Below are 11,117 nucleotides of genomic sequence, written 5' to 3'. Positions count from 1 at the left end.
GCTATATCAGAAAATCCCAGTCTACCGCTTTTTCACGGCAGCGCACGTGGTGCGCTGCCGAAACTGAACAATTACTTCACGTCCAGCAATTCCACGTCGAAGATCAGTGCCGAGTTCGGCGGAATGTCGCCATTGCCGGCGCCGCGCGGACCATAGGCCAGTTCGCCTGGAATGATCAGGGTGCGCTTGCCGCCCACTTTCATGCCGGCCACGCCCTGGTCCCAGCCCTTGATGACCATGCCCTTGCCCAGTTGGAAGTCGAACGGGCCGCGGCCCACGGAGCTGTCGAACTTCTTGCCGCGCGAATCTTTCGCCAGCGGACGGTACAGCCAGCCCGTGTAGTGCACGACCACGGTATTGCCGGCCGACGCTTCCTTGCCCGTGCCGACCTTGTTGTCGATCAAGATCAATTTGTCGGCGGCAGGGCCGGGGCTCAGCGATACGGCGGAGGCGGGAACAGGCGCCGGCGCCTGTGCCTGCGCCAGCGACGCGGCGACGGAGCAGATCAGGGCAAACAAAACGGAGCTACGCGTCATGATGTATTCTTTCAGTGAGTTTCGGTGAGATCCCTGCCAATGCGAGTGGACAGGGAACGCCAATGATAGCAAACCGCCGCAACGATAGGAAAAACTTGTCGCCCGATACACACTCCCCCCGCCTGTTTTATGCCCTGTGGCCCGACGCGGCCACGCGCGCGGCCCTGGCCGCCTGGCAGGCGCGCCTGCAAGGCAAGCCCGTGCGCCCGGAAAAACTGCACCTGACCCTGGCTTTCCTGGGCCAGCGCCCCGCCGGCGAACTGCCCGCCCTGCTGGCTATCCTGGAACAATTGCCGGCGCACCCCGTGCCCCTGCTGTTCGACCACGTCAGCCATTTTCCGCAGCTGGCGCTGGCCTGGGCCGCCCTGGCGCAGCCCTCGCCGGCCCTGCAGGCCTTGCGCGCGGCCTGCATGCAGGCGCTGGCGCAACAGGGACTGGCGCCCCGCTTCGAGCACGACCGCTTTACGCCGCACGTGACCCTGGCGCGCCAGGCCCCGCCGCCGGCAGGCGAGGATGTCGCGCCCGTCGCCTGGCTGGCGGACGAACTGGTGCTGGTGGAATCGCTGAAAAGCAGCGGCGACTACCGCATCGTGGCGCGCCGCAAACTGGCTTAGGCGGCGTCCGCCACCGGCACCGCCGCTGGCTCGGCGGCCGGTTTGTCCTGGCGCAAGCTTTTCAGCGCATGGGCGGCCGCCACCATGCCGAAGCTGGCCGTCACCACCACGCTGGAGCCGAAGCCGGCGCAATTGAGGCCCGTCACGCCGGCGGACGTGCCATCGATGGCGCACGCTTCCGCACTCTCGGGCGTGCTCAACGGTTCCATGGAAAACACGGCGTCGACATTGAATTTGTTTTTGATGCCACGAGGAAAGCCATATTCGGTGCGCAACAGTTTGCGCACGCGCTTGAGCAGCGGCTCCTGCTCCGTCTTCGACAGGTCGCGCACGGCGATCAGGGTCGGGTCCGTCTGGCCGCCCGCGCTGCCGATGGTCAGCATGGGCAGATTGCGCGCGCGGCAATACGCGATCACGGCCGCCTTGGCCTTGGCATTGTCGATGGCGTCGACCAGGTAATCGAAATCGCGCCCGCCCAGCAACTGTTCGAGGTTATCGGGGGTAATGAAATCCTCGATCTGCGTGACCTGGCAGAAGGGGTTGATCAGTTCGATGCGCTCGGCCAGGGCCGTGATCTTGGCCTTGCCGATGGTGTCGCTCATGGCCTGGATCTGGCGGTTGATGTTCGATTCGGCAACATTGTCGAGGTCGATCAGGGTCAGGCGGCCGACGGCGCTGCGCGCCAGCGCTTCGACGATCCAGGAACCGACGCCGCCCACGCCGATCACGCACACGTGGGCCGCGCGGAAGCGGGCCAAGGCGGGGGCGCCGTACAGGCGGGCAATGCCGCCGAAACGCCGGTCAAAATCGATCTCGGTCAAGTCCATGGAAATTAGTTCATTGGTGGAGGTATGCATGCCGCCATTTTAACGGACACTGCGCTGGCGGATATTCTAAAATAGCCGGATTGACACAGCGACAAGGCCAGACTGTCGCCGCGCCCCCACACCGCCCACCACGAGAACTCGCCATGACTACTCCCCTGTTCGACTCCGTTCCCGGCTTTGACCAGCCTATCGCCGTCCTCAAGCATTGCCACGACAAGATCCGCAAGCAGCTGAGCACGCTGCAAAACCTGCTGGCCCACCTGGCGCAGCACGGCAACACGGCAGACGCGCAGCAGGCGGCGAAGGCAGTGTTGCAATATTTCAATAAAGCCGCCCATCTGCACCATGATGATGAAGAACAAGACCTGATGCCCATGCTGCAAGCGACCGCCACGGGCGAGGACGCGGCCCTGCTGGTCACGCTGGTACCCGAGATCCTCGCCGACCACCAGCGCATGGACCAGGCCTGGCTGAGCCTGCGCCCGGAACTGGACGCCATTGCGGCCGGCACGGGCGTGCAGCTGTCGGCCCACGGCGTGCGCGACTATGTCGCCGCCTACCAGGCCCACATGGCCAAGGAAGAAGGCCAGCTGGCACCGATGGCCAAGCGCCTGTTCAGCGTGCAGCAGATGGAGCAGCTGGGCACGGCCATGCAGCGCCGCCGCGGCATTGCGCCGGAGGCGCCGGAAGCCCCCGTGCAGGCAGACCCGGCCGCCTTGCTGGCCGCCATGCGCACCGATTACGTGCAATCGAGCCTGAGCGAGACCGATGTGCTGGCCGATCCCGTGGCCCAGTTCCAGAAATGGTTTGCCGAGGCCGTCCACGCCCAAGTGATGGAGCCGAACGCCATGGACTTGTCCACCGTCAGTGCCGAGGGCAAGCCCAGCTCGCGCATCGTGCTGATCAAGCAGTTCGACGAACGGGGCTTTACCTGGTACACGAATTACCACAGCGACAAGGGCCGGCAGCTCGAACACAACCCGCACGCGGCCCTGCTGTTCTTCTGGCGCGAGCTGGAGCGGCAAGTGCGCATCGAAGGCACGGTGGTGAAAACCACGGCGGCCGAGAGCGACGAGTATTTCAATGTGCGTCCCCTGCAAAGCCGGCTGTCCGCTATTGCCTCACAGCAAAGCGCGCCCATCGCCGACCGTGCCGCGCTGGAAAGCAATTACGAGGCCGTGGCCGCCGCCGTCGGCGACGCCCAGCCGCCGCGCCCGGCCCACTGGGGCGGCTACCGATTGCAGCCGGAACGCATCGAATTCTGGCAGGGGCGCCGTTCGCGCTTCCATGACCGCATCGTGTTTACACGCGGTGCCGACGGGCAATGGAGCATGCAACGTTTGCAACCATAAGCAGGAAAGCCGAGGCGGCGCAAAGCAAGCTGTGCAATATAGGTGTAGGCTATGAGGGTAGAAGTTACTAAATGACATTGTTTCTCAATTTGCGGCTGCCACGGCGGCCGCTTCATTGGAGGCCATTTTGTTTGTACAAAACCAACTCAAGTCCTGGATCGCCGGCATCCGCAGCAAGACCGCCTTGCCGCTGCGCATAGAATTATGGAACGGCCAGCACGTCGACCTGTCCAGCGAAGCACCCAGGGTCACCATCCGCCTGCCGACCGTCGCCTCGGCCCGCTATCTGCTGAACCCCTCGCTGGCCAACCTGGGCTCGGCTTATGTGGAAGGCAATATCGAGGTCAGGGGCACGGCGATGGACATGATTTCCATCTGCAATGCCCTGGCCCGTAACACCTTGAAACCGGAAGGCAAGCTGGCCCGCATCGTGCGCAGCTTTACGCACGACAAGAGCAAGGATGCCGAAGCCATCCGCTACCATTACGACGTGTCGAATGCCTTCTACGAGCAATTCCTCGACCCCGCCCTCGTGTATTCCTGCGCCTACTTTGAACACGGCGATGAAACCCTGGCGCAGGCGCAAGTCAAGAAGATCGACCATATCCTGAAGAAAATCCAGCTGCAGCCGGGCCAGACCCTGCTCGACATCGGCTGCGGCTGGGGTGCGCTCGTCATGCGTGCCGCGCAGCAATATGGCGTGCGCTGCGTGGGCGTGACCCTGTCGGAAAACCAGTACGCGCTGGCGCGCGAGCGCGTGGCGGCGGCCGGCCTGGCCCACCTGATCGATATCCGCCTGCAGGACTACCGCGACGTGACGGGCCAGTTCGACCGCATCACCAGCGTGGGCATGTTCGAGCACGTGGGCTTGAAACATTTACCCGAGTACTTTTCCATCATCAACAAGCTGCTGGCGCCGGATGGCATGGCGATGAACCACGGCATCACCTCGACCGACCCGGACAATGGCGAAACACCGTATGGGGGCGGGGAATTCATCGAAAAATATGTGTTTCCGCACGGCGAGCTCGCGCACATCGGCAATGTGCTGAAAACCATGCAGCAAGGGGGACTGGAAGTGCTGGACGTGGAAAACCTGCGGCGCCACTATGCGCGCACCTGCGCCCTGTGGACGGAGAATTTCGAAGCCAACGCCGAGCTGATCCGTCCGCTGGCGGGCGAGCGGCGCTTCCGCATCTGGCACGTCTACCTGGCCGGCTGCGCCTATGCCTTCGAGCAAGACCTGATCAGCCTGTACCAGATCGTCTGCGTGAAGGCGGGCCGGCGTTCATCGACCCTGCCATGGTCGCGCAACTACATGTACGGGACGGCCGCAAACCCGGCGCCCGTGCTCGCGGCCTGACAGGCGGACGCGCGCGGGGCGTTCATTTCAGGCGCCCCGCATACATGGCGCGGAACTTTTCCATCTTGGGCGCCACCACGAAGGCGCAATAGCCCTGCAGCGGATGCTGTTCGAAATAATTCTGGTGGTAATCCTCTGCCCGGTAATACGGCTGGGCCGGCGCCAGTTCCGTGACGATGGGCGCGTCCCACACGCCGGCCATCTCGGCCAGCACCTTGCGCGCCACTTTTTCCTGCTCGGCCGACTGGTAATAGATGACGGAGCGGTATTGCGTGCCGACATCATTGCCCTGCCGGTTCAGGGTGGTGGGGTCGTGCAGCGTAAAGAAGATTTCCAGCAAATCGTGATAGCTGATGACGGCCGGGTCGAATTCCAGGCGCACCACTTCCGCGTGTCCCGTCGCGCCCGTGCAAATCTGCTCATACGTGGGATCGGGCACGCTGCCGCCCGTGTAGCCGGACTCGACGCGCGTCACGCCGCGCACTTCCCCGTACACGGCGGCCAGGCACCAGAAACAGCCGCCGCCCAGTACCGCCACTTCCGCCTGTCCATTCATGATGCTCTCCCGCAACGCTTCTGCGACTTATCATTTCACCACTGTAACGCAAAGCGCCACGGCCTGCAGCGCCGCGTGAAACGGCGCGTGAGGCACCGCACGGAAGGGCATGCGGGCCACGATTGCGCTGGCATGGCCGATTTTTGGCATAATGGCAGCAAATAGACAGGTCCCCCATGAACACACGCTCTCCCCGCGCGCCAGCGCAAGAATTCGATACGAAACATTTTCGTCAGGCATTGTCGCAGTTTGCCACCGGCGTGACGGTGATTACCACGCGCCTGGCCGACGGCAGTTTCCGCGGCCTCACGGCCAGTTCCTTCAATTCCGTCTCGCTGTCGCCGCCGCTGGTGCTGTGGAGCCTGGGCACGGTGGCCAACAGCATGCCCATCTTCAGCGGCAACTCGCATTACGTCATCAATGTACTGGGCGCCGACCAGGCGGAACTGGCGACGCGCTTTTCGCGCCGCACGCCAAACCCCTTCGACGATGTCGAGTACGAACTGTCGCGCACGGGACAGCCCATCCTCAAAGGCGTATCGGCCTGGTTCGAATGCCACAACCGCAGCCGCTACCCGGAAGGCGACCACGTCATTTTCGTGGGTGAAGTGGAACAATGCGCGTTTACATCGCAAGCGCCCTTGATCTTCCACAATGGTCAGTTCAATATCCCGCCGGCCTGAGCCGCGGGACGAAAAAAAAATCCGCCGAGGCGGATTTTTTGTTTTACAGGGTAAATTTATACCCGATGCTGACACTCACGGCGAGCGGGTCGAGCTTGATGTCCTGCGTCTGCCCCGTCGAGAATTTTGCCTTGGTCTTCAGGAAGGTCTTGACCACGGCCACGTCCGCAAACCAGCGCTCGTTGATGGACAAGGTGCTGCCGACCACCAGGCTGCCGGCCAGCTTGTTATCCATGCGGTAGGTGACAGGCGAGCCACCCGGATCGAGCAAGGCCGTCATCTGGCCGGAACCAGTTTCCTTTTGGAAATAAGCATACGTCAAGCCCGCGCCCACGTACGGACGGATCATGGCATTGGGCTGGAAGAAACGGTACTGGATGAAGGCCGTCGGCGGCAAGGCTTCCGCCGTGCCCAGCTTGCCCGTGCCCTTGATGGAGCCATCGCCGATCAAATCATGCTTGTAGGGCACGCCCAGGATCATTTCAGCGGAAATATTGTCCGTGATCATGTAGGCAAAGGTCAGGATGGGCTTGGTGTCCGCCTTGACGTCGGCCTTCGTGCCGGGCAGTGCCGGTGCGGAAATGTCGCCACTGTCCACGTGCGGCGTGATCTTGTTGACGCCGACCTTGGCCATCCAGGTGCCTGCGCTCTGCGCCGAAGCGCCCGTCGCCACGGCCATCGCGGCAGCTGCGGCCAGCACGCGCACTGCGGTATTCAAACGATTCTTCATCTTGTCTCCTGTGTCATTGTGTGCGGAGTGTTCCGCTATCGAATCTTGTCGCTGCCGGCGCCAGCCGCGCCAAGGTGGCGCAGCCGGCGCGGCCATCCCTTACAGCCAGCCCCGCACGACCATGTCCTTGGCCACGTAGCGGGCCAGCAACAGGTTGTTGAACGGCGTAGGGTGCACATCGTCGGCATACGAGTAGTGGCTGACGTCGCCAGCCTTCAGGTTCGTGCCGTTGCACACCAGCGAACTGCCCAGGATGTTTTTCGCTGGCGTCAGGTCGCACGCCGGCTCGCTGACATTGGTCAAGCCATACGGACCGGGATTGACACCCTGGTCATGGCTGACGGCAAACACATCGACCAGCAGGACTTTCGCATTGCCATTCAGGCCGCCGCTCAGTTCGCCATTGAAGGCGCCGACCATGGCATTGATGAGCGCCTTGGTATTGGCATCCTTGCTCAGGCCCGACGGCGTGCCGGCCACGTCAGGCAGATTGTTGACGATGACATAGTTGGCGCCATTGGCGATGATCTTGTCCTTGACGAGCGCCACCAGTTCGGTACCAGCTTGTTTCATGGAGGCAACCAGCAATGGTCCCTGGGCGGCAGCGTAATCGGCGCCGGCCTTGGCGCCAGCAGCGTTGCCGGTGACAGTGGCGTCGGCCTTGGCCTTGGTTGCGGCGGCGGCCGCCAACGCTGGTGCATTCAGATTGCCCGCCATGTAAGCGGCAGTGGCAGCAGCAGTCACCACGGATGCGTCTGTATGGCCGGGATTGGCATTTTCCGCGATGATGGCCGCAGCGATGGCCTGCACCGCCGTCGCGGGAACGGTAGCGCCGGCGGCCAGCGCCGTCGCCAGATTGGTAACAAAGGCCTGCGCGCCGGCCGTCGCACCGGCAGCGTTGCCGGCGGCCGTAGCACCGGCCTGCAGTGCGCCCAGCTGGTACAGCACGTCATTGCCGCCGGCCATCACGAAGACGGCTTCCGTGCCGCTGAACTTGCCGCCAGTGGCTGCCAGGTGATTCTGAATCTGTACCGCCACGGGCACGGTCAGGGCCCCCAGCGCGCTGCCCGTTGCCGCGTTGTTCGGACCGATAGGGTTGGTCACGCGCGAACCGCCCATGGCGTAGCCGTAGCAGCCGGGATGCTTGACGCGCGGCACGAAGAAGCCTTGTGCCGCATTGCCTTCCAGCCCGGTCTCGGCCGCGCATGGCGCTGGCAGGCCGAATTGCGCGGCCAGGTGCTCGGTCCAGTTCTTGCCCGTCAGTTCAGGATTGATCTTGGTATTGTCGCCATTGATGGTGAACTTGCCTCCACCGAGCTTGGCCACGGTGCCCACGGCATACGAGCCGACGTCGGACAGGCTGTCGCCGAACGACACCTGGGCCGAATACTTGACTTTCAGGGTTTGATCGCCGCCGCTGGAACCGCCGCAACCGGCCAGGACAGCCGCAGTCAGCACGGCAAGCGCGAATTTGGTTTGATGCATTTTGTCTCCTCGGGTCTTTTTTCTGGTTTCTAAACGAACGGGCGTGCTATTCGCTACCCAACTAATATGCCATCGTTCATTGGGCTTGTATAGAAATTATGCTTGCAAAATCAACTAAATAACAACAACGGCCATACCCCTGTCACGCGAGGGAAATGGAGTCAATTATGGGGGATGATGTATGTTTCGTGGCAAGCATCTCTATTGCGCTGCATCAATAAAAAGCCCCTTGCGGGGCTTTTTATTATGCGGATAGAAATTGCTGCAAGATGCCACTTGAGCCGAAAGCGGCGCGCCGCAAACGGTCGTTGATGCCCAGCCACGCGGGGCCGGTGGGGGGCGCTTCGACGAGGATCAGCTCGGCGCCGACCTGGTCCATCGTGCGCAGCGAGGCGTACAGCGCATGTGCGTAGCTGTGCGGGTCGGCCGCCAGGCGCACGCTGGCGCTGGCCGGCGGCATGTCCGAGTAGTGGATCAGCGCCACGCGGCGCCCGTCATTGAGCAAGCGGTTCAAGGTCGCACCGAGCGCATCGCCGTGCTGCATCGCAACAGGCGTGTGTGGCGCGTAGTGCGATTCCAGCGTGCCCGAGGCGCGCGGCGCGGCCGCGTCGGCAACAGCCGGTGCGCGGCCGATGACGGCGGCGATCTGCTCGCTGCTGATATGGCCGGGACGCAGCAGCACGGGGCCGTGCGTGGCCAGGCGCGACAGGTCGACGATGGTCGACTCGATGCCCACGTCGCTCTGGCCGCCATCGAGGACCGCGCCCAGCAAGCCGCTGCCCAGTTCCGCGGCGAATTCATCGCGCACGTGCTGCGCCGTGGTGGGGCTGACGTTGCCGAACTTGTTGGCCGAGGGCGCCGCCAGCCCCCCCTTGCCGCCCTTGAACGTGCGTAGCAGTTCGATAGCCACCGGATGCGAGGGGCAGCGCAAGCCCACCGTATCCTGGCCGCCGGAAACGGCATCGGGAATGTGCGCGGCGCGCTTGACGATCAGGGTCAATGGCCCCGGCCAGAAGGCAGCCACCAGTTGCTGCGCCTCGGGCGGGAGATCATCGGACCAGTGCGCCAGGTCGGCGCCGGGCGCCACGTGCACGATCACGGGGTGGTCCGAGGGACGGCCCTTGGCTTCGTAGATGCGCGCCACGGCGGCCGGGTTTTCCGCATCGGCGCCCAGGCCGTACACCGTTTCCGTGGGGAAAGCGACGAGGCCGCCCGCTTCCAGTACGGCGGCCGCGGCCGCCAGGTCGTCTGCGGGCACGCTCACGGCGCGATTCCCAGGATCAGGCAAGCGTCGCGCAAGCGCTGCTGCGCCTCTGGCAAGCTGGCCGCGATGAAGGTCAGATGGCCCATCTTGCGGCCACGGCGCGGATCGCCCTTGCCGTACAGGTGCAAACACGCGCCCGGCAAGGCCAGGATGCGGTCCCAGGCCGGTTCACAGGCGACATCGCTGCCGTCGGCAAACCAGGCGTCGCCGAGGATGTTGAGCATCACGGCCGGCGAATGCTGGCGCACCTCGCCCAAGGGCAGGCGCGCCATGGCCCGCACCTGCTGCGCGAACTGGCTGGTGACGCAGGCATCCATCGTGTAGTGGCCGCTGTTGTGCGGACGCGGCGCCATTTCATTGACCACCAGGCTGCCGTCGGTGAGCACGAAAAATTCGATGCACAGCACGCCGACATAGCCGAGTTCGGCAACCATGGCCTGCGCCGCGCGCTGCGCGCGGGCGGCGCAGTCGTCCGACACGTTCGGGCCCGGCACCGTGGTGGTAAACAAGACGCCGTCGCGGTGCACGTTTTCGGCGATCGGATACACGACCGATGCACCGTCCACGCCGCGCGCCGTCAGCACGGACACTTCATACGCCAGCGGCAGCATCTTTTCCAGCAGGCAAGTTACTTCGCCCATTTCCGCGAACGCGGCGCGCACCTCGTCGCGCGTGCGCACGCGGTACTGGCCCTTGCCGTCATAGCCCATGCGCACGGTTTTCAGTATGCCTGGCAGCAAGTCATCGGCGATGCTGTCGATATCGTCCTGCGTGGCAATCACCATGTGCGGCGCCGGCAGCACGCCGGATTTGCTTGCACAGTCGACAAAGAAACGTTTTTCCGCGATGCGGTCCTGCGCCACCGACACGCCATGGGCATCCGGCGCCACGAAGACGCGTTCGGCCAGGCGCGACAGGCTGTCGGCCGGCACGTTCTCGAATTCCGTGGTGACGGCCAGGCATTGCGCGGCCAGGGCGTCGAGGCCGGCTGCATCGCTGTAGCCGGCATTGACCAGGCGCTGCGCCACCTGCCCCGCAGGGCAGGCGTCCGATGGTTCCAGCACAGCCACCTGGTAACCCATGCCTTGGGCGGCCTGGGCAAACATGCGGCCGAGCTGGCCGCCGCCCATCACGCCCAGCCACGCCGGTGGGTTGGCGGCAGGCAGCAATGGGGAAGTCGATTTACTATTCATTATTTTTCAAGCACATTATTCAGGCAAGACCATGGCCTTGGCGGCGGCCGTTTGCGTCACGCGGAACGCTTCCAGCTGCTCGGCCAGGGCGTCGTCGTTGGCGGCAAGCATGGCCACGGCCGTCAGCGCCGCATTCGCCGCGCCCGCTTCGCCGATGGCGAAGGTGGCCACCGGCACGCCCTTGGGCATTTGCAGGATGGACAGCATGGAATCTTCGCCGCGCAGGTATTTCGACGGCACGGGCACGCCCAGCACGGGCACGATGGTCATCGCCGCCACCATGCCGGGCAGGTGGGCGGCACCGCCGGCGCCGGCGATGATGGCGCGCAAGCCGCGCGCGCGCGCGCTTTTCGCGTACGCATACATCTCGTCGGGCATGCGGTGCGCGGAAATGACTTGCGCCTCGTATGGCACGCCAAACTGTTTCAGGATGGCAACTGCATTCTGCATCACGTCCCAGTCCGAGGACGACCCCATGATGACGCCGACCAGCGGCTTATTCTGCTCGCTCATC

General features: G+C 64.0%; 12 protein-coding genes. 4 read left to right on the top strand and 8 right to left on the bottom strand.

All coding sequences use genetic code 11. From position 1 onward, the window contains the following. Nucleotides 1-71 precede the first annotated feature (71 nt). Complete coding sequence (locus BXA07_RS04380) at nucleotides 72-536, bottom strand: FKBP-type peptidyl-prolyl cis-trans isomerase (protein WP_076565975.1); 465 nt, start codon at nucleotides 534-536, stop codon at nucleotides 72-74. Nucleotides 537-631: 95 nt separating this feature from the next. On the opposite strand from BXA07_RS04380, the gene thpR reads away from it, so the two are divergent. Further along, the gene (thpR, locus tag BXA07_RS04375; protein ID WP_076565973.1) at nucleotides 632-1,150 is read left to right on the top strand and encodes an RNA 2',3'-cyclic phosphodiesterase; all 519 of its coding nucleotides are present in this window, start codon (nucleotides 632-634) and stop codon (nucleotides 1,148-1,150) included. On the opposite strand, the gene tcdA is transcribed toward thpR, so the two are convergent. After that, nucleotides 1,147-2,007 (bottom strand): tRNA cyclic N6-threonylcarbamoyladenosine(37) synthase TcdA, encoded by an 861-nt coding sequence (gene tcdA / locus BXA07_RS04370; RefSeq protein ID WP_076565971.1) that lies wholly within the window; start codon nucleotides 2,005-2,007, stop codon nucleotides 1,147-1,149. The two genes, thpR and tcdA, sit on opposite strands and share 4 nt — an antisense overlap. 113 nt (nucleotides 2,008-2,120) lie before the next feature. Here tcdA and pdxH point away from each other — a divergent pair, with 113 nt between their 5' ends. Beyond that, nucleotides 2,121-3,329 carry a pyridoxamine 5'-phosphate oxidase gene (gene pdxH, locus BXA07_RS04365; RefSeq protein WP_076565969.1) on the top strand — a complete coding sequence of 403 codons (1,209 nt, stop codon included), beginning with the start codon at nucleotides 2,121-2,123 and terminating at the stop codon, nucleotides 3,327-3,329. A gap of 127 nt (nucleotides 3,330-3,456) precedes the next feature. Beyond that, entirely contained in the window at nucleotides 3,457-4,692 is a 1,236-nt protein-coding gene (locus BXA07_RS04360) for an SAM-dependent methyltransferase (protein ID WP_076566483.1), read from the top strand. A gap of 22 nt (nucleotides 4,693-4,714) precedes the next feature. Here BXA07_RS04360 and msrA read toward each other — a convergent pair whose 3' ends face one another. After that, nucleotides 4,715-5,248, bottom strand: coding sequence for a peptide-methionine (S)-S-oxide reductase MsrA (msrA, locus tag BXA07_RS04355; protein WP_076565967.1), 534 nt, complete (start codon nucleotides 5,246-5,248; stop codon nucleotides 4,715-4,717). A 176-nt stretch (nucleotides 5,249-5,424) separates the two neighbouring features. Here msrA and BXA07_RS04350 point away from each other — a divergent pair, with 176 nt between their 5' ends. After that, on the top strand, nucleotides 5,425-5,931 hold the full coding sequence (locus BXA07_RS04350) for a flavin reductase family protein (RefSeq protein ID WP_076565965.1): 507 nt from the start codon (nucleotides 5,425-5,427) through the stop codon (nucleotides 5,929-5,931). Between the two features lie 43 nt (nucleotides 5,932-5,974). Here the strand turns inward: BXA07_RS04350 and BXA07_RS04345 are convergent, their stop codons facing one another. The 5 genes from BXA07_RS04345 to purE form a co-directional block, all read right to left on the bottom strand. Continuing rightward, a complete protein-coding gene (locus BXA07_RS04345) occupies nucleotides 5,975-6,661 on the bottom strand; it encodes an OmpW/AlkL family protein (protein WP_076565963.1) in 687 nt (228 codons plus the stop codon). Nucleotides 6,662-6,760: 99 nt separating this feature from the next. Further along, a complete protein-coding gene (locus BXA07_RS04340) occupies nucleotides 6,761-8,146 on the bottom strand; it encodes an SGNH/GDSL hydrolase family protein (RefSeq protein WP_076565961.1) in 1,386 nt (461 codons plus the stop codon). A gap of 244 nt (nucleotides 8,147-8,390) precedes the next feature. Next, nucleotides 8,391-9,410, bottom strand: coding sequence for an L-threonylcarbamoyladenylate synthase (locus BXA07_RS04335; RefSeq protein ID WP_076565959.1), 1,020 nt, complete (start codon nucleotides 9,408-9,410; stop codon nucleotides 8,391-8,393). After that, a complete protein-coding gene (locus BXA07_RS04330) occupies nucleotides 9,407-10,603 on the bottom strand; it encodes a 5-(carboxyamino)imidazole ribonucleotide synthase (RefSeq protein WP_076565957.1) in 1,197 nt (398 codons plus the stop codon). Before BXA07_RS04330 ends, BXA07_RS04335 begins: the two co-directional genes overlap by 4 nt. A gap of 15 nt (nucleotides 10,604-10,618) precedes the next feature. After that, nucleotides 10,619-11,116, bottom strand: coding sequence for a 5-(carboxyamino)imidazole ribonucleotide mutase (gene purE / locus BXA07_RS04325; RefSeq protein WP_076565955.1), 498 nt, complete (start codon nucleotides 11,114-11,116; stop codon nucleotides 10,619-10,621). Between the last annotated feature and the right edge of the window lies 1 nt (nucleotide 11,117).

The organism is Janthinobacterium sp. TND4EL3 (assembly GCF_900156175.1).
Lineage (GTDB): Bacteria > Pseudomonadota > Gammaproteobacteria > Burkholderiales > Burkholderiaceae_D > Janthinobacterium.
This window is presented reverse-complemented; position numbering and strand designations above follow the sequence as displayed.